Origin of the sequence: Parasphingorhabdus sp. DH2-15 (assembly GCF_051668705.1) — a bacterium.
In the GTDB taxonomy this organism is placed as follows: Bacteria; Pseudomonadota; Alphaproteobacteria; order Sphingomonadales; family Sphingomonadaceae; genus Alterisphingorhabdus.
Genome location: NZ_CP196351.1, coordinates 1782486 through 1804754, shown reverse-complemented (window position 1 = coordinate 1804754; position 22269 = coordinate 1782486). Strand labels below are relative to the sequence as shown.

The 22269-nt window shown below is 50.4% G+C and carries 21 protein-coding genes, 1 tRNA gene and 1 other RNA gene; 14 read left to right on the top strand and 9 right to left on the bottom strand.

Annotated elements, in window-relative coordinates:
• Positions 1–111 precede the first annotated feature (111 nt).
• Positions 112–3147 (top strand): TonB-dependent receptor, encoded by a 3036-nt coding sequence (locus ACR9YC_RS08360; RefSeq protein WP_438726245.1) that lies wholly within the window; start codon positions 112–114, stop codon positions 3145–3147.
• Between the two features lie 199 nt (positions 3148–3346).
• Here the strand turns inward: ACR9YC_RS08360 and ACR9YC_RS08355 are convergent.
• Positions 3347–3423 (bottom strand) — tRNA-Pro (locus ACR9YC_RS08355).
• A 201-nt stretch (positions 3424–3624) separates the two neighbouring features.
• Between ACR9YC_RS08355 and yajC the strand changes: the two genes are divergently transcribed.
• The 4 genes from yajC to ACR9YC_RS08335 all read left to right on the top strand — a co-directional run bounded on the left by yajC (position 3625) and on the right by ACR9YC_RS08335 (position 7056).
• The gene (gene yajC, locus ACR9YC_RS08350) at positions 3625–3954 is read left to right on the top strand and encodes a preprotein translocase subunit YajC (protein WP_438726242.1); all 330 of its coding nucleotides are present in this window, start codon (positions 3625–3627) and stop codon (positions 3952–3954) included.
• Positions 3955–4028: 74 nt separating this feature from the next.
• Complete coding sequence (secD, locus tag ACR9YC_RS08345) at positions 4029–5639, top strand: protein translocase subunit SecD (RefSeq protein WP_438726240.1); 1611 nt, start codon at positions 4029–4031, stop codon at positions 5637–5639.
• An 11-nt stretch (positions 5640–5650) separates the two neighbouring features.
• Positions 5651–6649 (top strand): protein translocase subunit SecF, encoded by a 999-nt coding sequence (gene secF, locus ACR9YC_RS08340; protein ID WP_438726238.1) that lies wholly within the window; start codon positions 5651–5653, stop codon positions 6647–6649.
• 20 nt (positions 6650–6669) lie between these two features.
• Positions 6670–7056 (top strand): Mth938-like domain-containing protein, encoded by a 387-nt coding sequence (locus ACR9YC_RS08335; RefSeq protein ID WP_438726236.1) that lies wholly within the window; start codon positions 6670–6672, stop codon positions 7054–7056.
• Positions 7057–7069: 13 nt separating this feature from the next.
• On the opposite strand, the gene ACR9YC_RS08330 is transcribed toward ACR9YC_RS08335, so the two are convergent.
• Positions 7070–8239, bottom strand: coding sequence for a glycosyltransferase (locus ACR9YC_RS08330; protein WP_438726234.1), 1170 nt, complete (start codon positions 8237–8239; stop codon positions 7070–7072).
• A 16-nt stretch (positions 8240–8255) separates the two neighbouring features.
• A complete protein-coding gene (locus ACR9YC_RS08325) occupies positions 8256–8819 on the bottom strand; it encodes a helix-turn-helix domain-containing protein (RefSeq protein WP_438726232.1) in 564 nt (187 codons plus the stop codon).
• A gap of 100 nt (positions 8820–8919) precedes the next feature.
• Between ACR9YC_RS08325 and ACR9YC_RS08320 the strand changes: the two genes are divergently transcribed.
• The gene (locus ACR9YC_RS08320) at positions 8920–9366 is read left to right on the top strand and encodes a DUF6456 domain-containing protein (protein WP_438726230.1); all 447 of its coding nucleotides are present in this window, start codon (positions 8920–8922) and stop codon (positions 9364–9366) included.
• Between the two features lie 19 nt (positions 9367–9385).
• On the opposite strand, the gene ACR9YC_RS08315 is transcribed toward ACR9YC_RS08320, so the two are convergent.
• Entirely contained in the window at positions 9386–11197 is a 1812-nt protein-coding gene (locus ACR9YC_RS08315; RefSeq protein ID WP_438726228.1) for an ABC-F family ATP-binding cassette domain-containing protein, read from the bottom strand.
• A 232-nt stretch (positions 11198–11429) separates the two neighbouring features.
• On the opposite strand from ACR9YC_RS08315, the gene ACR9YC_RS08310 reads away from it, so the two are divergent.
• From ACR9YC_RS08310 to ACR9YC_RS08300, 3 genes are all read left to right on the top strand, one after another.
• Positions 11430–11741 carry a PepSY domain-containing protein gene (locus ACR9YC_RS08310; RefSeq protein ID WP_438726226.1) on the top strand — a complete coding sequence of 104 codons (312 nt, stop codon included), beginning with the start codon at positions 11430–11432 and terminating at the stop codon, positions 11739–11741.
• Positions 11742–11926: 185 nt separating this feature from the next.
• Entirely contained in the window at positions 11927–12601 is a 675-nt protein-coding gene (locus ACR9YC_RS08305; protein ID WP_438726224.1) for a response regulator, read from the top strand.
• Between the two features lie 176 nt (positions 12602–12777).
• Positions 12778–14202 carry a sensor histidine kinase gene (locus ACR9YC_RS08300; RefSeq protein WP_438731716.1) on the top strand — a complete coding sequence of 475 codons (1425 nt, stop codon included), beginning with the start codon at positions 12778–12780 and terminating at the stop codon, positions 14200–14202.
• An 18-nt stretch (positions 14203–14220) separates the two neighbouring features.
• Here ACR9YC_RS08300 and ACR9YC_RS08295 read toward each other — a convergent pair whose 3' ends face one another.
• The gene (locus ACR9YC_RS08295; protein ID WP_438731713.1) at positions 14221–14511 is read right to left on the bottom strand and encodes a chorismate mutase; all 291 of its coding nucleotides are present in this window, start codon (positions 14509–14511) and stop codon (positions 14221–14223) included.
• 85 nt (positions 14512–14596) lie between these two features.
• On the opposite strand from ACR9YC_RS08295, the gene ACR9YC_RS08290 reads away from it, so the two are divergent.
• The 3 genes from ACR9YC_RS08290 to ACR9YC_RS08280 all read left to right on the top strand — a co-directional run bounded on the left by ACR9YC_RS08290 (position 14597) and on the right by ACR9YC_RS08280 (position 18495).
• On the top strand, positions 14597–15610 hold the full coding sequence (locus tag ACR9YC_RS08290; protein WP_438726222.1) for a polyprenyl synthetase family protein: 1014 nt from the start codon (positions 14597–14599) through the stop codon (positions 15608–15610).
• A 30-nt stretch (positions 15611–15640) separates the two neighbouring features.
• Positions 15641–18118 (top strand): ATP-dependent helicase HrpB, encoded by a 2478-nt coding sequence (hrpB, locus tag ACR9YC_RS08285; protein ID WP_438726220.1) that lies wholly within the window; start codon positions 15641–15643, stop codon positions 18116–18118.
• Between the two features lie 98 nt (positions 18119–18216).
• On the top strand, positions 18217–18495 hold the full coding sequence (locus ACR9YC_RS08280; protein ID WP_438726218.1) for an ETC complex I subunit: 279 nt from the start codon (positions 18217–18219) through the stop codon (positions 18493–18495).
• Between the two features lie 25 nt (positions 18496–18520).
• Here ACR9YC_RS08280 and ACR9YC_RS08275 read toward each other — a convergent pair whose 3' ends face one another.
• From ACR9YC_RS08275 to ACR9YC_RS08260, 4 genes are read right to left on the bottom strand one after another with little or no spacing between them, the layout of a single operon-like run.
• Positions 18521–19081 (bottom strand): NUDIX hydrolase, encoded by a 561-nt coding sequence (locus tag ACR9YC_RS08275; protein ID WP_438726215.1) that lies wholly within the window; start codon positions 19079–19081, stop codon positions 18521–18523.
• Positions 19082–19114: 33 nt separating this feature from the next.
• Positions 19115–19798: a TPM domain-containing protein gene (locus ACR9YC_RS08270; protein WP_438726213.1), complete on the bottom strand. Its 684-nt coding sequence runs from the start codon at positions 19796–19798 to the stop codon at positions 19115–19117.
• A 21-nt stretch (positions 19799–19819) separates the two neighbouring features.
• The gene (locus tag ACR9YC_RS08265) at positions 19820–20674 is read right to left on the bottom strand and encodes a TPM domain-containing protein (protein ID WP_438726210.1); all 855 of its coding nucleotides are present in this window, start codon (positions 20672–20674) and stop codon (positions 19820–19822) included.
• Positions 20674–21300, bottom strand: coding sequence for a LemA family protein (locus tag ACR9YC_RS08260; protein ID WP_438731710.1), 627 nt, complete (start codon positions 21298–21300; stop codon positions 20674–20676). The genes ACR9YC_RS08265 and ACR9YC_RS08260 overlap by 1 nt, the downstream gene beginning before the upstream one ends.
• A gap of 121 nt (positions 21301–21421) precedes the next feature.
• Between ACR9YC_RS08260 and mscL the strand changes: the two genes are divergently transcribed.
• Together mscL and ssrA are read left to right on the top strand one after the other, a co-directional pair.
• A complete protein-coding gene (gene mscL, locus ACR9YC_RS08255; protein WP_438726207.1) occupies positions 21422–21847 on the top strand; it encodes a large conductance mechanosensitive channel protein MscL in 426 nt (141 codons plus the stop codon).
• A gap of 61 nt (positions 21848–21908) precedes the next feature.
• Positions 21909–22261: a transfer-messenger RNA gene (gene ssrA, locus ACR9YC_RS08250) on the top strand.
• The last annotated feature ends 8 nt before the right edge of the window (positions 22262–22269 follow it).

The following is a 22269-nucleotide window of genomic DNA, read 5'->3' as shown; positions in this document are numbered from 1 at the left end:
TCCAATAAGATAAAAAAATCGAGAATAGGTATATTCAATGGGTTGACATATTGGTTGTATTTATAAAGGATGAGATCATAAAATTATAAAGTAACTATAGGGGAAGGTATTATGTTACAAACCGGATTGATCCGTGCCAAAAGTCTTGCGCGAAAAAATTTTGCCATGGCATTGCTGAGTAGCTCAGCTTTAGTGGCTTTTTCAAACCCAGCATATGCGCAAGAAGCGGCAGCCGATGAAGATGCGGGCGAAGAAGGCGATGCTATTATCGTCACAGGTATTCGCAGTTCATTACAAAGTGCTCTGAACGAAAAGCGCAACGCTGACAGCCTTATCGAGGTTATTCAGGCGGAAGATATTGGTAAACTTCCTGACCAAAACCTTGCTGAGGTGCTAGAGAATGTTACTGGCGTTCAAATTACCAGAACTGCCGGTGTCGGTACCGGCGTGCAAATTCGTGGTACAAATGATAACCGAACCGCGATCAACGATGTAACAACGCTCAGCGCTGGCACTGGTCGTGGTGGCATCAGCTTTGAAGATATTAACCCGGCAATTATTGCTTCGGTTGAAGTCATCAAAGCACCAGAAGCCAAAACCATCGAAGGCGCAGTTGGCGGTACGATCAATCTTCGTACTATTCGCCCACTTGACTTGACAGACACAATTCTGTCAGTTCGCGCCCAAGGTGAATATAGTGAACTTTCAGACAGTATTAAGCCAAGGATTTCCGGCAGTTTTGGTAAGGTCTGGTCCACTGGAATTGGTGAAATTGGCGTTGTTTTGAGCGGCAGTTATACTGAGCAGGAAGCAACTTCGTTTCGTCCCCGTGTTGACCGGGACAATTTGATTCCTGCTAATGCAGCGGTGACAGCCGCTGGCGCACCGGGCCCTGATTTTAATTTCCTTGGAATTCAATTCCTCAATCAGGAGTTGGAAAATTTTGAGTTTGAGACCATAAACTTTTCAGGATCTCTGGAATGGGCCCCTGCTGATAATGTCAAATTCTACTTTGATGCTATCGTAAATGATCAACAACGTACTCAAGATAGTTCGCGAATTCAGGCTTCTGGTGTTAGTGCTGTCGACCTGATTAACGTGCCCGCAACATTTGAAACGGTTAACTTTGGTACGATAGATGGGGTTGATTTGGGTAGCATTCAGGCTGCGCTGACAGGGACTATTCAACCCAATATCGGTGTCGATGATGATGACCCGAACTTGCGTTTTTCAAGCGATACCGGCGCGCGTGTAACAGATAGCCAAGTTTATCGTCTCGGCACTGAGTTTGAGTTTGGACGTTTTACAGCTCGCGTAGAAGGTTCGCGTGCGGTATCCAACACATCCAACCCAAATTTGAGCACAACGCTCAATTTTATAAACCCAAATCCTCTGACACCGCTTGATGGTAGCAGTAATGATAACAGTGTGCCGTTTATTTTTGATCTGACAGGCGGGGCATTGACCTTTGGCATCGATTTTGATTCACCTTTCGCACCAACTGTTGCTCAACTCCTTGATCCTAATAATGTGCTCTTGGACGCTGTTACAGCCAGTAATAATAGAACAGAGAATGAAGAAGATGCTTTCCGCATTGATACAACGATTGATGTCGAGGACCTGACACCTTTCTTTACGTCATTTGACCTTGGTTATCGCTATAATGGCTCATCAACCGATTTCTCCCAATTGCAATCTACATTTGGTACTGGGGCTATTGCCAATAGCCCATTTGGATCTGCTTTCCCTGAGCTTTTGGTAGCAGGACCAAGCAACTTTGGTGAGTTTGACGGAAGGGAACTTGCGTTCCGTAATTTCCTTTTGATTGATCCTAACCTCTCTTTTTCGCAGCGTGACGAAGTCTTTGCGACTCTTCAGGCTGCGCTAGATGCCACGCCCGGCGGTCAAGCTCAGATTGCAAATGGTAATCGTTTGCTAGATGACCTTAATCCAAATTCTGCCAACAATCTTGGTGCATCATTCCGTATCGAAGAGGAAACACACTCATTCTACGCTCAAGCGAATTTTGAGGCTGGACCAGTTCGCGGTAATTTTGGTTTGCGTTGGGTTAGTACCGATATTGACTCATTCGGTAATAATAATGCCAATGGAGTTGTTACTCCTTTGACATCACGTGGTTCCTATCAAGAATGGTTGCCTCGCGTGAACTTCATTGTTGATGTGACCGACGAATTGGTCTTCCGCGCGAGTTACACTGAAGATATTAATCGGCCTGATTTTGATGATTTGTCGCTTTCAGTGACATTCCCAACGGGGCCGAATAATGCGGTGGCTCTTGGTAATCCTAATCTTGCTCCTGAGACTGTGGAATCTTACGATGCCTCATTGTCATGGTATTTCGCACCATCTTCAGTAATAAGTGTAGGGTTCTTCCATAAAAACCGTACCAATTTGTTTGTGACTCAGGTTGAAGATGCGCCTGAAGATGCGAATGGTTTCCGTTCTATTGATCCAAATTGCCCAGGCGGTGGTATTTTCAACCCTGTGCCAGATCGTAACGTGCTATCGCCGGTCATAGGCAATGGTCTGTGTGTTCCATTGCAGACAATCATCAACGATACTGCAAGCACAAGACAAACAGGTATTGAGGTTGCGTTCCAATATGATCTATCACAATTTGAAGATGTATTAGGTTTCGCATCTGGTTTTGGTATTATCGCTAACTATACCTATCAGGAATTTAGCGGTGGTCAGGCTACCAACTCTAACTCCGGTCGCGGTGAAGATATCTTCCAAGCGATTAACCCGAACATTGCTGTTCCGGTGACCCGGGTTCAGGGCCTGTTGGACTTCTCGCCACATGCTTACAACGTCACTCTCTATTATGAGAAATATGGTTTGTCTGCGCGTGCACGTTACACATGGCGTGATTCCTTCCGGACTTTGGATACAGCCGGCGGCGCTTCTCTGAACAGTACTTTAGGTTTCCCTGTAGTTACTGAATCGCGCGGTCAGCTGAACGCTGGTATCAACTATGACGTTACAGAATTCCTGAATGTCGGCATTGAAGGTGTGAACCTCACCAAATCACGAATTACACAAAGCTGTGTAAACGAAGGCGCGTTGCTCTGCTTCCAGGGCCTTCCTGATCGCCGTATCCAATTTGGTGCGACCTTGAGCTTCTAAGCTGGTCGGCATTAGATAATAGACAAAAGTCGGCGCGGCGGAGAATATCTCTGACGCGCCGATTTGCATGAGCGGTAATGATCTTGTAAATTCTGCTGTTCATGTGACGTGTCAGACGCCCAGCGGACCAGCGTTCCCTGAACCGTTAGAGCAACAGTTCAGCGTGAAGAGATTGTCAAATGGGAGGATTTTGGAAAATTGGTCGGGACGAGAGGATTCGAACCTCCGACCCCCACACCCCCAGTGTGATGCGCTACCAGGCTGCGCTACGTCCCGACCTTGGGATTACCCAAGTCGCGGGATATAGGGCTGGGCTGAATATTTGGCAAGCGCGATTGCACTGGTTTTGAGCAGACAATTGCCTTTATCGGCTATTTGTTCCCACTAATGCGGATATGGTTATGATCGGGCTGTTCTTTTTGCTGAACTTCACTATATGCGTGCAATGAATTTGCAAATTTCTAAGGATTAAACGCAATGATGATATTGCTAGGTTTGGCGGCTGCTCCTGCCAATGCACAAGCACCGTTTTGGGTGACCATGCTGCCATTGGTTGGCATTTTCGTGATTTTCTACTTTCTGCTTATCCGTCCGCAACAAAAGCGGATGAAAGAGCATCAGGAAAAAATCGGCGGCGTTAAGCGCGGCGATAAAGTCGTCACTGGTGGCGGATTGGTTGGCAAAGTTGTCAAAGCCGATGATGATTATGTTGAGATTGATCTTGGCGGTGGCACCAAGGTAAAGGCCGTGAAGTCAACCTTGACAGATATCGTACCTCCGGGCGGCGAAAAGCCAGCCAATGATTAATCATCCTGCTTTGCGGATATCTGTATTGATATCCTTTTCTCAAAATATAACCGGCCAATAGAAAAGTCATTCGCATGTTGGAATTTCCTCGCTGGAAAACTATTTCGCTTAGTCTAACGCTGCTCTTTGGCGTTCTTCTGTCTATTCCCAGCCTTTTGCCGGAACAGACACAAAATGCCTATTGGCCTTCATTCCTGCCGAATGAGGAAGTTAATCTCGGTCTTGATCTGGCTGGTGGTAGCCATTTGCTGCTTGAGGCAGATCCATCAGATATTATCGAAAAGCAAACCGAAAATATGGAAGAATCAGTGCGCAACGCACTGAAAAATGCCAAACCAGCAATTGGTATCAGCGATATTTCACGAGAGAATAACCAGCTTTCCTTCTTGCTGCGCAATCCTAATCAGGTTGATGCAGCGCGCGAAGCATTGCTGCCCTTGACCAGCGGTGCGGGCCTGACCGGACAACGGGATTGGGATATTGCGGTGCGCGATGATAGCCGCTTCGTGCTGACACCAACTTCAGCTGGCCTAGACCAGGCTGTCGAAAATGCGATGAACTCGGCAACCGAAGTTGTGCGGCGACGTATTGATGAACTGGGCACACGCGAGCCTACCATCATCCGTCAAGGGGCAGAGCGTATCGTTGTGCAAGTGCCAGGGCTTCAAGACCCTGATGAACTGAAAGAACTGCTAGGAAAAACAGCTGAATTGCAGTTTAAACTGGTCGACGATCAAGCCAATTTCAGCGAAGTCCTTGCCGGCCGCGCTCCGATAGGCAGTGAAATCTACCCATATCCAGAAGGCGGCGCCGCCCAGCCCTTTATCGCCGTAAAGCGCTTGGGCGGTATTAAAGGTGATAGTCTGACCGGTGCGCAGCAGAGCTTTAATCCTGAAAACCCTAGTCAAGCGGTTGTAAATATACAGTTTGATTCAGAAGGTGCACAGAAGTTTGCCAAATTGAGCAGCGAGAATACCGGTAAGCGCTTTGCCATCATATTAGATGGCGAAGTGATCTCGGCACCATCATTTAACGAGCCGATTTTGGGCGGCGCAGCGCAAATCTCTGGGCAATTTTCAGTCGAAACAGCTAACCAATTGGCCATTCAACTGCGCTCTGGCGCCCTGCCAACACAATTGACGATTGTTGAGGAGCGCACCGTCACTGCCGAATTGGGCCGCGACTCTATTGTGAAAGGTTCGATCGCCGGTATCGTGGGAACGGCTGCGGTCCTGCTTTACATGATCGCGGTGTATGGTCGTTTCGGCGTTTATGCGAATATTGCGTTGGTGCTTAACCTGTTTCTGATCCTGGCCATAATGGCCTTGCTAAACGCGACGCTGACATTGCCGGGCATTGCCGGTTTCATTTTGACAGTCGGCTCTGCGGTTGATGCTAATGTGCTGATTAACGAGCGCATTGGCGAAGAGCGAAGGCGAGGGCGCAAAGTTATCGAGTCAATCAGCGTAGGCTATAAAGAAGCGTCGCGCGCCATTTATGATGCCAATATCACCAATGTTATCGCTGGCGTATTGCTGTTCCTGTTCGGCTCTGGCCCGATTAAGGGCTTTGCGATCGTTCTTATCGTCGGCATCATCACATCTGTTTTCACGGCTGTCTTTGTGACGCGTATGTTTGTGGCCCTTTGGCTTAAAGCAAAACGTCCCAAAGAGTTGGTCATATAGGAGCGAGGCACATGAAACTTCTTAAACTTGTTCCGGAAATTACAAATATCGCGTTTTTGAAGCATCGCAATTTTGCAGTGGGTTTCAGCGTGTTGACCATTATCGCGTCCATTGCGCTGGTCATGGTGAATGGCCTTAATTTTGGCGTCGATTTTGCCGGTGGTCAGCAGATACGCGTTGTGTTTGATAATGTTGAGGAAGCACCAATTCCTGAGGTGCGCAGCAAGATACAGGCACTCAATTTTGGCGACCCGGCTATTCAAGGCTTTGGCCAGAAGAACGAAATTGCCATTAAGATGCGTCTTGAAGAAGCATCTGAAGACAATCTTCAAGAAGCCAATAATACGACTGTGCAAATCACCAATATGATTGAAAGCGAATTCGCCGAACAGGGCGCACGGATTGATGGCGTTGATGCTGTTTCCGGCAAAGTGTCGGGCGAATTGCTGTCGACTGGCATCTATGCATTGGTGTTCGCACTGATCGCGATTTCGATCTATATTTGGCTACGATTTGAGTGGCAATTTGGTGTTGGTGGCTTGTTTGCGCTATTCCATGATGTGATGCTGACATTCGGCTTTTTCGCGCTGACACAGCTTGAGTTTAACCTCAACATTATCGCGGCTTTGCTGACCATTATCGGTTACTCGCTTAATGATACTATCGTTATTGATGACCGGATACGTGAGAATCTGCGCAAATATCGTAAGATGGAAATTGCCAATCTGCTCGATGTGTCCATAAACGAAACGCTGGCGCGAACGGTCAGTACCAGCTTGACCATGGTGTTGGCATTGCTTGCGCTTGTTATATTGGGTCCAGATGTGATCTTCGGTTTCTCTGTGGCAATGTTGTTCGGTGTGGTCATCGGTACCTACTCCTCGGTCTATATTGCATCGCCAGTATTGATCTGGCTCGGTGTAGGGCCAGACAGCTTTATCCCGGAAGAGTCTGACACAGAAAAGGCTCAGAATAAGCTGCGCGAAGGATATGACGGCGCTGTAGTTTAGGCTCAGCGCAGACACTGCCTATGGAAATCAAGCGCGAAGATATTAGCGGTCCGTTGGTTACGGCAATCGGCCCTGAGGGATTCCGTGTCGCAGATAGGCGGGTTCCCGGGGGCTTGATTCTACACCCCGACAATGCGTTTGACTGGGAACCACCCATGGTTGCTGATCTAGCAATTGATAATTTGGGAAAAGCGCTGGACTTACAGCCGGAGCCTGAATTTCTATTGCTGGGCACCGGCAACAGCTTAATCCACCCACCAGCAACTCTTCGCAGAGCTCTGGAAATGTTGAATATCGGGTTAGAAGTCATGGATAGCCGAGCCGCCGTGCGGACATGGGGGCTGATGCGGGCAGAGGAGCGCTGGATCAGCGCAGCGATCTTCCCTCTGCACTTTGCTAAGGCTTAGCCGCTGATGACCGCTATGCCGTCTTTATGATGCCTTTGAAAAAGCCATCAAGCTCTGCTGCATTGCGTTCCCAAGTGAAATTTGAAACACTCGCACGAATATCGGTGCGCGGAACAGTGTGATCGCGCAATTCTCTCATCGCTGCGGCAATATTATCGGCCGTTTGCCCTACAATACGGCCAAAGCGATCATCTTTGACCAGTTCGCGCGCACCGCCAGCCTCGCTGATGATAATCGGCGTTCCACAAGCCAGTGCCTCGACCCAGGCATTGGCCAAACCTTCGGATTGAGAGGGCAGGATCAGCATTTTGGCATTGGCCAGCAATCCGGGCAGCGCAGCGTGCGGCAATGCGCCGGTAAAATATACCCGTTCAGCCAAGCCAGAGCGCTCTGCAGCCGCTTTTAGTGCAGTCTCTTCCTCTCCCGCTCCAACAAACACATGGTGTAGATCAAGCACCTGCTCCAGCGCCTCTAGGACCAAATACGGGTTTTTGCGCGCGATTAAGGCACCAACAGTTATGCTATATGGCTGGGTTGGCACAAGTGACGCAATATCACTCTGTGCCTGTGCATCGGGGTGAAATATATTTTGGTCACAGCCAGTATAATGAACCGTAATTTTGTCTCTGTTGATGCCGAGCGCGACCATATCGTCTTTCATGGCCTGAGAAACCGCTAACAGACCAGCGCTCTTGTCCGCAGCAGTCAATATCTGGTTTCTGCAACCACCTTTACCCGCCCAATAGTGAATGTCCGCACCGCGTGCCTTAATTGTGAAAGGCAGGTTTAAAGCCTTTGATAGCAACATTGCAGCAGGGCCATCTGGGTAGAAAAACTCTGCATCAATCAGATCAAAAGGCTTTTGTGCGTGCAATTGCTTGGCCAGAGGCAGAACAGCGTTGGCAATATTGCGGGCATTGGCTGCCCCTCCGATTTTTGGCAGAATGGGAAAGTGAGGCCGGTAAACATCAAGGCCATGCCATTGCTCATGTTCCGGCAATTGTCGCAAGGCTTTATAAGGCGGCGCATATCTCAAAGGGAAGGGCGGCATGGCGATGGGGTTGATCACTGTCAGGTCAACATCTGGCCTTGCGGTAAGGTTTTGGCATTGACGCTCTACAAAAACACCAAAATTGGGCTGCACCGCATTGGGGAATAATGTCGAGAGTGTAAGTATGCGCATGTCGCCCAGTTACACGCTAAAGGTTGCGAAATAGCTGCTTGGCAGCGCCCAGCCATTCAGGGCGATTAATCACAATCTGACGCGCCCCAGCTTTTAGCGGCAATATCTGTATTTTTTCTGCGTCCATAGCCAGCAATCGACCAAAAACAAAACGTCCGCCAGGTCGTGGCAGCAAAATATCCCGGTTCAATGCTTTGGCCAGATTATGCCCATCCAATCTATCCAGATAAACCACGTCGCCTGAGCGATAATCGCCAAGGCTGGCCTCAAATTGTACGACAAATTGATCTGCATCGGGCTTGAATATAGGCAGATAGCTGGCGCCTTTTGCTGCCTCAGCACCATCTGCACTGATAACTGCGGTCAGCGCAGGGATGTCTTCACCCCCGCGCGCCAGAAGCGCATCGCTATCGACATTAAGGGCGCTGGCGATGCGTTCAAGCCATGTCAGCGAAAGGGTGCGTGTACCGGTTTCAAGGCGTCCAATGGTTTGGGCTGTGGTTTCAGGTGTACATTTTTCCGCTAATTCAGCGAGCGTCAGGCCCTGTTGTTTGCGAATGGCGCGAATATGATTGTGCATAAAACTTCCCCAATTAACCAAATCGGCAAATTTATTGCTTTCCTACATAGCAACTTTATAGCGATAAGCAAAGTAATAAATAACCATAAGGGAATATATTTTGCCAATTAAAACCAAAAAATCGAAACGCTCTGCTACCCAAGATATGCCAGGTTTCAATCGCGATGAATCGCCAATTTCATGGCTCTATTCGCGTGGTTATTTATCACAGAGGCAATTTGATGCAGGTGAGGCATTAAGGCGCGATTTCGAATATGCGCAGCTTAACCGGATGTCGACAATGTCCTGGTCACCAATAAGCTATCGCGGGACGAGCAATGATGGGCTATCCCATAGTGAAGCACAAATTTCTGCTAAAGCACGTTTTGATGGCGCCCTTCATTCTGCTGGCAAAGATATGCGTGATATTTGCTGGCGGATCATTTGCGCAGGGGAGGCGCTGGCGCATGCTGAAAAAGACATGGGCTGGCCAGTGCGGTCAGGCAAATTGGTGCTTAGATTAGCGCTGGACCGTATTGCCGACTATTATAAAATCCCTGGTGCATGATCGGCATTTTGGCCTTGCACTAGCCTTGCAGTGCTTCCGCTTCTTCGGCCAATAGCAGCCAACGCTCTTCGGCCGTATCCTTATCCGTGCGGGTTTTGTCCAATTCCAGGCTGAGCTTCTGAAACCTTGCTGGGTCACTGCTGTAAAGATTGGGGTCTGCCAACTGTTCTTCCAGAAGAATTATTGCTTTCTCCATGTTCTCGATAGTTTCTGGAAGAAGATCATAATCCCTTTGATCTTTATAGCTTAATTTGGTTTTTACTGTGTTAGATTTGGGCTTATCATTGTCCTGACTATCGGTCTTTTTAGGAGATTTTTTGGCCTTTATTGACGTTGCTTTACGCTGCGCTTCCCATTCTGCAAAACCGCCAACAATGACATCAATATGACCACTGCCATCAAGCCCCAGAGTGACCGTCACGGTCTTATCAAGAAAGTCCCGATCATGGCTGACGATAAGCACAGTACCGTCATAATCAGCTATTACTTCTTGCAAAAGGTCCAGCGTTTCCATGTCCAGATCATTTGTCGGTTCGTCAAGAACCAACAGGTTCGATGCACGGGCAAATTCACGGGCCAAAAGAAGGCGAGATTGCTCGCCACCTGACAAGGTTCCGATACGCGCATCAACCAATGACGGATCGAACAAAAATTCTTTCAAATAACCCTGAACATGCTTGCGCACGCCGCGAACATCTATCCAATCGCCGCCTTCTGCTAATACATCACGCACGCGCTTTTGCGGTGTCATCAGGGTGCGCTGTTGATCGATAATCACCCCATCTAGTGTCTTAGCCTGAATAACGGTTCCGCTATCGGGCTGAAGTTCACCGGTTAGTATTTTGAGCAAAGTTGTTTTGCCAGCACCATTATGCCCGACAATGCCGATACGGTCTCCGCGTTGGATGCGTAAAGAGAAATTGCGGATTACTTCTACACGGTCTTCACCTGATCCAAAACCTTTGCTGATATCCTCTGCGACGATAACCGATTTGGTTTTTGAATTATCACTTTCCAGTTTCATATTGGCGTTGCCGCTAGGGCCTATCATCGCTGCACGTTGGGCGCGCATTTGAAACAATTTCTCCAAGCGACCCTGATTGCGTTTGCGCCGTGCCGTTACGCCTCGCTCAAGCCAATGGGCTTCGATTTTCAGTTTTGCATCCAGCCGCTCTGCGTTGCGGGCTTCTTCTGCATAGACTTTTTCCAGCCAGGCATCATATCCGCCAAAGCCTATTTCTTTGCGGCGCAAACTGCCGCGATCGAGCCATAAGGTCTGTTTGGTCAGGCGAGTAAGAAATGTTCGGTCATGAGAGATAGCGACAAAAGCACCCTTATATCGCTCTAGCCAACTCTCCAGCCAGTTAATCGCACCAAGGTCGAGATGGTTTGTTGGCTCATCAAGCAGCAAGAGATCGGGTTCTTGCGCCAAAGCGCGGCATATCGCGGCGCGTCTGCGTTCTCCGCCACTGGCGGTAATTGCTGGCCGAGACAAATCTATGCCAATCTGATCGGCAATAGCGGCAACGGCATGTTCTTCCGGCGCTGCTAATCCGCCAAGGCAGAAATCCATCAGGCTATCATAGGAGGAAAAATCAGGATTTTGATCCAGCATGACAATATTTGTGCCGGGCAGGACAGTGCGCCGCCCCTTGTCTGCCTCAATATCATCATTGATAAGCCGCAGCATCGTTGTTTTGCCCGCACCATTGCGGCCTATAAGCGCCAGCCTGTCTTGAGGGCCGATATGCAGGTCAATATCGCGAAACAACCAGGATGTACCCTGGTTAAGGCCGAGCTGCTCATAAGAAAGAATTGGGGGTGTAGCCATATCAGCGTCAACTATGGTGATGCGAAGACAAATGCAATCACGCAAATTTACCGCCAGCGAATGCATTTGGCATATTCGGCGCACAATATATCGTTGCAGTTTTGCATCATGTCACAAAAGTGAACATCGTCAGCGCAATGCATTCACTTGCTATTCAAAACACCTTTGCTATCCATTTGACACGATGAAAAGCATATACCTCCCCTATGGCAAGGACATCCGGGCCAAAAGCATGATGGAAAAAACCGCTTTGCTGACATTTGTTGGCCTGCTTTGCCTGTCCATATCTGTAATGGCTGCCTCGCCAGCTGATGCACAACGCCGTGGTGCCGGTGATGATGCGCGCCAGCAAATGCTGGATGGCAGGGTGAAATCACTCAAGGAAATTGAGGCCAGCGTACTTCCGCGTATGCGGGGTATGAAATATATTGGCCCTGAATATGATTCCCGCACCCGCATCTACCGATTGAAATTTATCCGCGAAAACCGTGTTGTTTTTGTTGATGTCGATGCGCGCACAGGCAAGGTTATACGCCAACAATAATTTGCGATACTGTTCGGCAAGCATGTTTCTTTTCACCATTGGCGCCTAGCTTTTACCTCTAAATCGCTTTCATATATGAAGATGGGTAATCATCTTGACCAGCGGGTGACAAATATGGCTTTGTGCCGTAAATATAATTAAGACCATGGGCGGGTTTTTGGCCACGCTCATATAGGGAGATAATAATGCGTTTGTTAATCGTAGAAGACGAACCAACATTGGGCCAACAGCTCAAAACCACATTGGAAGGTTCAGGCTATGCTGTCGACCTGTCAACCGATGGTGAGGATGGCCATTTTCTAGGGTCAACGGAAGATTATGACGCTGTGGTTCTGGATCTTGGTTTGCCGGAAATTGATGGCCTGACTGTATTGGGCATGTGGCGCAAAGAGGGCCGCACCTTTCCTGTATTGGTGCTTACTGCCCGCGATAGCTGGTCTGATAAAGTGGCTGGCCTTGACGCCGGCGCCGATGATTATCTCGCCAAACCGTTCCAGACAGAAGAATTGATCGCTCGGCTAAGGGCCTTGATTCGCCGTTCCACTGGTAATGCCAGCTCTGAGCTGACTGCCGGCCTAGTGCGTCTTGATACGCGGTCTGGTAAGGTGACACTGGATGGTGAGCCGGTTAAACTGACGGCGCAGGAATATAAGCTCCTATCCTATTTGATGCATCACAAGGGCAAGGTTGTCTCTCGAACAGAATTGATCGAGCATATTTATGACCAAGATTTTGATCGTGACTCTAATACGATAGAGGTGTTCGTTACGCGCATCCGGAAGAAACTGGGCAGCGATGTTATAACCACAATTCGCGGCTTGGGTTATAGTCTTGAAGACCCGGAAGAGCGCGTCGGGTGACATGCGCTGATACCCAATGTGTTTAGTGTTTTGCGTATCTTAAAAACATATTGGCAGCCAAATGGCGAAGCGGCCTTGCGTCTCTCGTTATGAGTTACCCTGTTGCACCACATAATGACGGTGAAACTGTCGTTGCGCCGCAATCGACCGGAGATACCGGTTCACTGAACCGCCGGATGATCAGTATTGCGGCTGCATGGATCATGGTGCTTTTGCTGGGCGGTGGTTTGATATTAGACCGCGTTCTTGAAAACACGATCACCCGCAATTTCGATGAGCAGCTCGAATATGTTCTGAACGCGATGATTGCATCTGCCGAAATCGGCCAAGATGGCGAGGTTTTGTTTAACAGACCTTTGGGTGATCAGCGCTTTCTGGAACCTGATAGCGGTTTTTACTGGCAAATCAGAGGCGAGGGCTTTGAGGATTTTGCATCGCGCTCATTATGGGACCGCAGCCTGATACCGCGTGGGCGAGTAAAGGCTGAAGGCGCTTATATTTACGATGCCGGATCTGAGATTCAACAAGCCCTAGAGGGCGTTGTGCCTGATAATGTTCTTGCAGAGGGCGACACTGGTGGACCGGCATCAGAAACGCCTGCATTTGGCGTTGCTGATGAGCAGTTGCGGGTTATCGAACGCGGTATCTATCTGCCTGGCTCTGATGTTAGGTGGTGGTTTCTCGTCGCGCAGGACCGCGCGGATTTGGATAGCCAGATTGTCGAAGTGCGTAGCACCATTTTCTATAGTTTCGTGCTTTTGGGTCTTGGTCTGATTATTCTGGCTACACTCCAGACATTTTACGGCTTATGGCCGTTACGTCGTGTTCGACAGGCCATTTACTCCATGCGGACAGGTCAGCAAAACCGCGTCACCGAAAGCCTGCCGCGCGAAGTTATGCCGATGGTCGATGAACTAAATGCCTTGCTGGCGCATAATGAGAATCAGGCCGAGGAAGCCCGGCGACATGCGGGTAATCTTGCCCATGCATTGAAAACCCCTTTGACTGTTGTGATGAACGCTGCGACGGCAAAAGCCGATGATCTTGGCGATATTGTTATTCGTGAAGCGGCCGTGATGCGCCGCCAAGTAGATCACCATCTTGCGCGCGCACGCGCTGTAGGCAGGCGGGGGCAGTCCCAAAGCCGAGCGGAGATACGCAAAAGCATAGAGGCTGTCGAACGTGCTGTTACGCGCCTCTATCCCGATGTGCGGTTTGATCTTGATGGAGAGAAAAACCTTGAAGCAGCGGTAGAGCGGCAAGATCTGGATGAGTTGCTGGGCAATTTGATTGAGAATGCTGCAAAATATGGCGGCGGTAGTGTTTTTGTTACCGTTTATAAAATAGCAGCTGAAAGTGAAGCTACGCAGAAAGACTATGCGGAAATCTGGGTCGAAGATGACGGCATGGGTATTCCAGAAGAAGAGCGCGTGCGTATTTTTGATCGCGGGGTGCGGCTGGATAGCGGCAAGCCGGGAACGGGGCTTGGTCTGGCTATCGTTCGCGATGTCGCAGAAATTTATGGCGGATCAGTGTCTTTGCAAGAGAGTGAAGACCTTGGCGGCTTGCTGGTTAAACTGGTTCTGCCATTGGCGGCATGATCAGAATATTGGTGCTAGCTAGGTTTTTTCGTCTCTAAGCTGCTCATGGTGACGTATCACTTCATCAATGATGAAGCGCAGAAATTTGGTGGAAAATTCAGGATCAAGATTGGCATCGGTTGCCAGTTTCTTCAGCCTTTCTATCTGCGCTGTTTCACGCGAAGGATCGGCAGGCGGCAAAGCTGTTTTGGCCTTATATTGCCCTACGGCTTTGGTGATTTTGAAGCGCTCAGCCAGCATGAAAACCAGCGCGGCATCTATATTGTCAATGCTCTCACGATAAGAGCGTAAAGTCTGGTCTTCCTGCATGTCATTGATCTTAGCATATGGGCCAATAGTGTCTATTGCTGATTTGCGCTTGCCAATGGCGGTATTGATTGCCACATCCCTTGTAATGACCGCAACTATACACTCAATTCGTGATGGTAAGGCACCAAGCCTTGACCCGATAATGTCTCTTGTCGCGCAGGATATGAACGCTGTGAACAGTGTCATATTGGATCGTATGCAGTCGGAAATCCCTTTGATTCCGGAGCTTGCAGGGCATTTGATTGCTGGCGGCGGTAAGCGGATGCGGCCGATGCTGACATTGGCCAGCGCAAAATTGCTGGATTACCCCGGATCACGCCATCATAAGCTGGCGGCGGCAGTTGAGTTTATTCACACGGCCACATTGCTGCATGATGATGTGGTGGATGGTTCCGATATGCGCAGGGGTAAAGCAGCGGCCAATTTGGTGTTCGGCAATCCGGCGACAGTTTTGGTGGGTGATTTTTTGTTCAGCCGGTCCTTTGAATTGATGGTTGAGGATGGTTCGCTCAAAGTGCTGCGTATCCTGTCCAACGCATCGGCGGTTATCGCTGAGGGCGAAGTGGACCAGCTTACCGCGCAGCGCCGGATAGAGACCGATGAAGAGCGTTATCTGGCGATTATTGGCGCTAAAACTGCAGCCTTGTTTGCAGCGGCGTGTCGTATCGCCGCCGTTGTCGCAGAACGTGATGAAGCGCAGGAAACGGCATTGGACCAATATGGCCGCAATTTGGGCATCGCTTTTCAGCTGATCGACGATGCCATTGATTACACATCTGACCAAGCGACAATGGGTAAGGGTGTGGGCGATGATTTCCGTGAGGGCAAGATGACATTGCCCGTTATATTCTCTTATGCGCGCGGCAATGCTGAACAGCGCAAATTCTGGGAAAGCGCGATAATTGGCCATAAGGCATCAGATGAAGATCTGGCGCATGCAATCGCCCTGATGCAGGAAAATGGCGCCATTGACGCAACCATTGAACGTGCGCGCCATTATGGCCAAAGAGCGATTGATGCGATTGCCAGCTTCCCAGCCAGCCAGGCCAAATCAGCGATGATCGAAACAGTTGAGTTCGCGATTTCGCGGGCCTATTAAGCCTGTAATAGTCAGGCGATTGCACCGCTAATGGCGCAGCCGGAACCCCCACATTTGCCCATTGAGGCAGTGTTGCCGCAGCTGGCGGAGACGTTGCTATCTGTCAATAAGGCCGTATTGATTGCGCCGCCAGGGGCGGGCAAGACCACTATGGTTGCGCCTAAGCTGATCACCCAGCCATGGGCCAGTGGCAAGATTATATTATTGTCGCCGCGCAGGGTTGCCGCACGCGCTGCAGCGGAGCGTATGGCTGCGCTTGCCAGTGAAAAAGTGGGTGAAACCTATGGCTATGCCGTGCGGATGGATCGCAAGATTGGGCCAAACACTAAGGTCGAGGTGCTGACCGAAGGGCTTTATCTGCAAATGCTGCAAAATGATCCCGAGCTCACAGGGGTATCAGCCATATTGTTCGATGAAGTGCATGAGCGCAGTTTGAATTGCGATTTTGCATTGGCGTTAACACTGGAAGCGCAAAGCGTCTTTCGGCCAGATCTGAAAATCATGGCAATGTCGGCTACACTGGATGGTGAACGCTTTGCTGATCTATTGGACGATGCGCCTGTTATTCAGAGCGAGGGGCGTATCTATCCGCTGCAAGAGCGCTATTTGGGGCGGCGACCCAATGAACGGTTGAGCAGCGCTATGGCAAAGGCTGTTGGACAGGCTTTGGAAGATGAAGAGACAGGCGATATATTGTGCTTCTTACCAGGTACTGCTGATATCCGTCATCTGGGCAATCAGCTGGAGCACCTTGCTGATAACAATTGTCAAATCTTGCCGCTTTACGGTACGCAGTCACTAAGCGAACAAAGACGGGCATTACAGCCAGCATCGCCCAGAATGCGCAAGGTTATATTGGCGACCAATATTGCCGAAACCAGCCTGACCATTGATGGCGTGCGTATCGTTATTGATGGCGGCATGGCGCGTAAGGCGCGATATGATAACAAAATAGGTGATATGGCGCTGGTGACTCAGCGCATATCGCAAGCCTCGGCAACGCAAAGGGCAGGGCGTGCGGCGCGGCAAGGGCAGGGCGTTGTTTACCGCTTATGGGAAAAGGCCGCAACACAAGGTTTTCCGCCTTATGATACGCCAGAGATCCTGCAGAGCGATCTGACCGATTTGGTGCTGCAATGCGCGATTTGGGGTGAGAGCGATCCGCGCATATTGCGCTGGCTGGATGCACCTGAGCCCGCGGCATTATCTGCGGCGCGTAGACAGCTTATCGCCTTTGGCGCTTTGGATGATCATCATATCATCACCGCTTATGGCCGCAATGTTGCACAGATGCCCTTGCCGCCAGCTTTGGCCCATATGGTGCTGACAGGGGCACGGTATGGCCAAGAAGAGTCTGCGGCAAAACTAGCCTTGCTGCTGCAAGAGCGCAATTTGGGCGGTAATGATGTTGATCTGATGCTGCGTCTGGAGCGGTTTCACAACAGCAAAAACCGCCGTGATATTCAGGCGGGCAAGATGGCACAAGGCTGGGCCGAAGAAGCGCGCAAACTAATGCGCGGTTCTGGAGTTGCACAAGCAAAATCAGCAATACCTTTGGGGTTGTTGCTGGCCAGTGCCTTCCCTGAAAAACTCGCGCGGCGGCGTGATGGCAAGGGGCAGGATTGGCTATCGGCTGGGGGCAGAGCGTATAGGCTTTATGAACCAGCACAATTTTCCGGAGCGGAATGGTTGGCCATTGCCAATGTTTATGGTGAGGCAGGGGCGGCGCATATCGGCGCAGCGATTGCCGTAAATAGTGCTGACATAGAAACCTATTGCTCCAATCGGATTACGACGCTTCGTGAGGCCCAATATGACGGGAAATCCGACCGAGTGCTGGTTGAAGAAAAAAGGGTGCTGGGCGCGATTGTCATCAAACGCGGCAATGTTGCGGCTGAATCAGATGAGATCGCGCAATGCCTTATGAGCGCTATCCGGCAGCATAGTCTGGATGTGCTGCCTTGGGGGGATGCGCTAATGGCCCTGCGGCAACGTGCCCGTTTTTGCGGGCTTGATTGTCTGGATGATACTGCGCTGCTGGATGATGTGGACGAATGGCTATTGCCTTTGCTGTTAGATGTTCGCGGCTTTGGGGATATAGGTCATGACGCGCTTATGGGGGCGATGCAGACACGGCTTGGCTGGGATGCGCTAAGCATGGTTGAGCGAAAAGCCCCCACAATGTTCACCAGTTCGGCCGGAAGCCAGCACAGTATCGATTATAGCGCCGAGGCTGGCCCCAGCGTCACGTTACGGGTTCAGGCGCTTTATGGGCTATCAGCACACCCAAATGTCGGTCAGCCGCCCATGGCGCTGGTGTTGGCGCTGACATCACCGGCGGGCCGGGTTATCCAAACAACACGCGATCTACCGGCCTTTTGGGCAGGGAGTTGGCAAGATGTCGCCAAAGATATGCGCGGGCGCTATCCAAAACATGTCTGGCCTGATGATCCGGCCAATGCCAAGGCCAGCCTAAAAACCAAAAATGCCCAAAGGCGTGATGGCTAACCCTGCTGCCTAACAATCCAAAGAAGTGCGCATTACAGGCTTGACCTGAACAGAGCGCTTGCGGCAAAGGGATGGCGATCAACAGATAAGGTAAATTCATGCCCGCGCGTATCTATCAAAATCCGAAAAACGCCATGCAATCCGGTAAAGCCAAAACGCATATCTGGGTTTTGGAATTTGAACCGGCAGAGGCGAAGAAGCCTGATCCACTGACCGGCTGGGCAGGCTCTGGCGATACACAGCAGCAAGTGCGCCTGACATTCCCTTCGCAAGAGGCGGCCAGTGCCTATGCAAAGAAATATGGCATTGCGGCCAGCGTGAAAGCAACACCGGAAAAGCGCCTGAAATTGCAGGCTTACGCAGATAATTTCGGCTGATTGCGCCGCTGCTTACATATTCAGTTTAATCACTTTTGAGCGCGCTGCTAATCGCATGTGCGCCCAAAAATATCAGCAATTTGCCATCTATCGCTTTGCCTAAAGCACGTTGCTGCGCGATAAATGTATCTAGCTGATCCAGCGGCACACGGTGAACCGTGATATTCTCACCCTCAACACCGCCGCCGGGGCCGACCTGCTCCAAACCTTCGGCTTTTACCAAAGTGTAGGATTCGCTGACCATGCCGGGGGATGAGAAATATTCGCCAATGTCGATAAGTTTGGAAGCGCGATAGCCGGTTTCTTCTTCCAGCTCACGGCCCGCCGCGATGAGTGGGTCTTCGCTCGCATCTTCGTCACCGATAAGGCCGGCTGGTAGTTCAATGCAGTTGCGGCCCAGCGGAACGCGATATTGCTCCACCAGTAAGACATCATTTTCAACTATCGCCATAATAACGGCGGCTCTAATGCCACGCGCCCGCGCCACAAATTCCCAACGGCCTTTGCGCTTGGTGGTAATAAACCGACCTTGCCACATAATCTCTTCCGGTTTGTCGAGATCGGCATTGCTGGCTTGCTGTGTCATAGAAGCACTTTCATTTGGGTGTAGGTGGTGGCCCTAAAGCTCGATCAAGCGGTCGGGCAATTCATTAGGGTTATCCTGACTTTTGGGGAAATGCTCTTTGAGCACAATGCCGACATGGCGCACGGCTTCGGCCATGCCTTGGCCAGGCTGTCCTTGCCGGACATGATCGACCAAAGCCGCCATGGCATCGCCCCAGACCTCTGGTTCGACCTTCGCCAAAATCGCTTCTTCCGCAACAATCTCGGCGCGGTGCTCACCCATGGACATATAGATAAGTATGCCGGTTAGCCCCATAGTGCGCCGCTCTGCACCGACCTTGAAGAAATCAATGGCCCTGCGTCTGACGCGGCGGGCCTTTGTGGCTTTGGGGGTTAGAAAGAGGCGCAGCGGCATATAGGCGAACAGATAGCGACCTATCAAAAAGACGATAACCGTGCTGACAAAAACCACGCCAAGCTGTTCTGAAATATTATAATCATGGTCCCAGCCACCGCTTAGCCAGAGCAGGAAACGCTGATAAAATGCCGGAGCAACTGCAATGCTGCCTAGATAGAAAAAGGTGAAGGCCAGCGCCCAATGTAGCCCTGCGTCATGATATTTGTCTGATAAGGGCGTGACAATCGTAACAATCTCACCATCGGTTTCACGTTCAGCCTCTGCCACTGCATTGGTGACCATTTCATGCTCTTCGGGCGTTAATTGCTGTATTTGCTTCATAAAGTTCACACCTGTTTGCCATTACCAGCCACCGGAAGCACCGCCACCGCCAAAACCGCCGCCTCCACCCCCGAAGCCGCCTCCAAAGCCACCTCCGAAACTGCCACCGCCGCCCCAAGATGAGCCACCACCGCCGCCCCAGGATGATCTGTGACTGGAACCACCACCGCCCCAGAGTATAACCGGCGCAGCACCGCTGCGATAGCGACGGCCTTTTTTGCCGCTGCTAAAAATTGCGGGCAAGATGATGAATATCAGAACAGCCAACCAGAATATGATAAGGCCAATAGGCGGCCCATCAGACTGGCTGGATCGGCGGCTGGCCTGCTTTGCGACCTTGGCCGCTTCTTCTGGTGGCAATGTCAGCTGGTTAGAGATGGCATCAACGCCAGCGTCTATACCTGCGGGGAAATTACCTTGCTTAAATCGCGGTAAAATTGCGCCCTGTATGATGCGGCTGGAGAGCGCATCTGTCAAAATAGGCTCAAGGCCGTAACCGACTTCGATGCGCACTTTGCGGTCATTGGGCGCGACCAGCAGGATGACGCCATTATCTTTTTCCGCATCGCCATTTTCTGCTTGGCCAATGCCCCATTCACGGCCGAGCTTATAGCCATAATCTTCGATAGGATAGTCTTGCAGGCTAGATATGGTGGCCACAACCAATTGGCGATTGGAATTGGCCTCCAACGCGGCAAGCCGCTCGGTCAGTGCTGCCTCTTGTGCGGGATCAAGCAGATCGGCCTGATCCACCACGCGGCCGGTTAATGCAGGAAAGTCCTGCGCCAGCAAAGGAGTGGGCAGTAAAGCGGTCAGCAGGAGCATCAGTCCTGCCAGCGCCGATAACCAAGTGGGCTTTACCTTATAGACAGGCATTACTCGTCAAAGTTTACGCTAGGAGCGACATCTGAACCAGCTGCGGCCTGAAATGGCACCATAGGCTCTGCACCATGGATAAGGTTGGCGCCTATGGTGTCCGGGAAGGTGCGGATGGTGGTGTTATATTTGCGCACCGCTTCATTATAGTCGCGGCGGGTGATGTTGATGCGGTTTTCCGTACCTTCAATCTGGCTTTGCAGATCGCGGAAATTGGCATTGGATTGAATTTGCGGATAAGCCTCGAAGCTGGCCAGCAAACGCCCCAAGCCAGCACCCAATTGCGCCTGCGCGTCGGCAAATTCCTGCACTTTGGCTGGATCGCCCAAGTCATCAGCATTGACTTGGATAGATGTTGCTTTGGCACGCGCTTCGGTAACTTCGGTCAAAATCTGCTGCTCTGATGCTGCTGCTGCTTTCACTGTATTCACCAGATTGGGGATCAGGTCTGCACGGCGTTGATAGGCGGCCTGCACATCTGCCCATTTGGCCTTGGCAACCTCTTCCGCAGCCGGAACCGAGTTGATCCCGCAAGCGGACAGGCTGGCTGCCGCTGCCATGACAAAAAACATACCCATCAATTTCATTGTTAGCCCCTTCATATCAAATTTTCTTATAACCGTTATATAGTGGCAATACAGCAGTTTTTCAATCTTGCCTCAGCAAGATAATAGGCGTTACCTATTGTTACGAGACAAAAGCCAATCTTTTGGCTAAGAGCTGTTTTACCATTTGAAGGGGACGAATATGTTTGCAGAATTTAAGGATTTCATTGCGCGTGGCAATGTCATTGATCTGGCTGTTGCGGTTATCATTGGCGGCGCTTTTGCTACAATCACAACATCGCTGACGGCAGATATTGTCATGCCGATCGTAGGTTGGATTTTCGGCGGCGCAGACTTCGCCAATAGCTTCATCTTGCTGGGCTCTGTTCCAGAAGGTTATGAAGGATCACTTACCAGCTATGTAGAATTGAAAGAGGCTGGCGTGCCGATGATTGGCTATGGTCAATTTGTCACCGTGCTTATCAATTTTGTCATTCTGGCTTTTGTTATCTTCATGCTTGTCCGTCAGGCTAATAAGATGATACCAAAAGAAGAGGCTGTTGAAGAACCAGCTGGTCCAAGCGAAATTGACCTGTTGACGGAAATCCGTGACTCGCTGAAAAAATAACGCATCTGCGTTGATGAGATCATCAAGAAAAATGGGGATGAACCGAGAGGTTTGTCCCCATTCTCTTTTCATTCAGCTTTTATGCTCTATATAGAGGCTGTTCGCTTCGGTGAACTATGGCAATAAATGATACTGTGTAATAGACACAGCGGACCCGGGGGCAGTACCCGGCGGCTCCACCAAATATTCCGGATTGTTTAGGCGATATCGGGCAATTTGACGGGGCCGAACCAGGATCGACGTGTGTTCAAAAGCAGGATTTTTGCCCGGGCTGAGTAACCCGCTATAGGCTCAAACTCTTAAGTGCAAATGATAATGAAGCACTCGCAATTGCCGCCTAATCATGTGGGCTAACGCCTAGAGATTAGAAGACAAAAGCGCGGTTGGACCCACCGGGCAACAGAAGGGAATCCAGCGGCTCG

Bases quoted from the DNA above. Each gene is read 5' to 3' on its own strand.
- ACR9YC_RS08360 (WP_438726245.1), top strand. From the start codon at position 112: ATGTTACAAACCGGATTGATCCGTGCCAAAAGTCTTGCGCGAAAAAAT.
- yajC (WP_438726242.1), top strand. From the start codon at position 3,625: ATGATGATATTGCTAGGTTTGGCGGCTGCTCCTGCCAATGCACAAGCA.
- secD (WP_438726240.1), top strand. From the start codon at position 4,029: ATGTTGGAATTTCCTCGCTGGAAAACTATTTCGCTTAGTCTAACGCTG.
- secF (WP_438726238.1), top strand. From the start codon at position 5,651: ATGAAACTTCTTAAACTTGTTCCGGAAATTACAAATATCGCGTTTTTG.
- ACR9YC_RS08335 (WP_438726236.1), top strand. From the start codon at position 6,670: ATGGAAATCAAGCGCGAAGATATTAGCGGTCCGTTGGTTACGGCAATC.
- ACR9YC_RS08330 (WP_438726234.1), bottom strand. From the start codon at position 8,239: ATGCGCATACTTACACTCTCGACATTATTCCCCAATGCGGTGCAGCCC.
- ACR9YC_RS08325 (WP_438726232.1), bottom strand. From the start codon at position 8,819: ATGCACAATCATATTCGCGCCATTCGCAAACAACAGGGCCTGACGCTC.
- ACR9YC_RS08315 (WP_438726228.1), bottom strand. From the start codon at position 11,197: ATGGCTACACCCCCAATTCTTTCTTATGAGCAGCTCGGCCTTAACCAG.
- ACR9YC_RS08310 (WP_438726226.1), top strand. From the start codon at position 11,430: ATGATGGAAAAAACCGCTTTGCTGACATTTGTTGGCCTGCTTTGCCTG.
- ACR9YC_RS08305 (WP_438726224.1), top strand. From the start codon at position 11,927: ATGCGTTTGTTAATCGTAGAAGACGAACCAACATTGGGCCAACAGCTC.
- ACR9YC_RS08300 (WP_438731716.1), top strand. From the start codon at position 12,778: ATGATCAGTATTGCGGCTGCATGGATCATGGTGCTTTTGCTGGGCGGT.
- ACR9YC_RS08295 (WP_438731713.1), bottom strand. From the start codon at position 14,511: ATGCAGGAAGACCAGACTTTACGCTCTTATCGTGAGAGCATTGACAAT.
- ACR9YC_RS08290 (WP_438726222.1), top strand. From the start codon at position 14,597: ATGACCGCAACTATACACTCAATTCGTGATGGTAAGGCACCAAGCCTT.
- hrpB (WP_438726220.1), top strand. From the start codon at position 15,641: ATGGCGCAGCCGGAACCCCCACATTTGCCCATTGAGGCAGTGTTGCCG.
- ACR9YC_RS08280 (WP_438726218.1), top strand. From the start codon at position 18,217: ATGCCCGCGCGTATCTATCAAAATCCGAAAAACGCCATGCAATCCGGT.
- ACR9YC_RS08275 (WP_438726215.1), bottom strand. From the start codon at position 19,081: ATGACACAGCAAGCCAGCAATGCCGATCTCGACAAACCGGAAGAGATT.
- ACR9YC_RS08270 (WP_438726213.1), bottom strand. From the start codon at position 19,798: ATGAAGCAAATACAGCAATTAACGCCCGAAGAGCATGAAATGGTCACC.
- ACR9YC_RS08265 (WP_438726210.1), bottom strand. From the start codon at position 20,674: ATGCCTGTCTATAAGGTAAAGCCCACTTGGTTATCGGCGCTGGCAGGA.
- mscL (WP_438726207.1), top strand. From the start codon at position 21,422: ATGTTTGCAGAATTTAAGGATTTCATTGCGCGTGGCAATGTCATTGAT.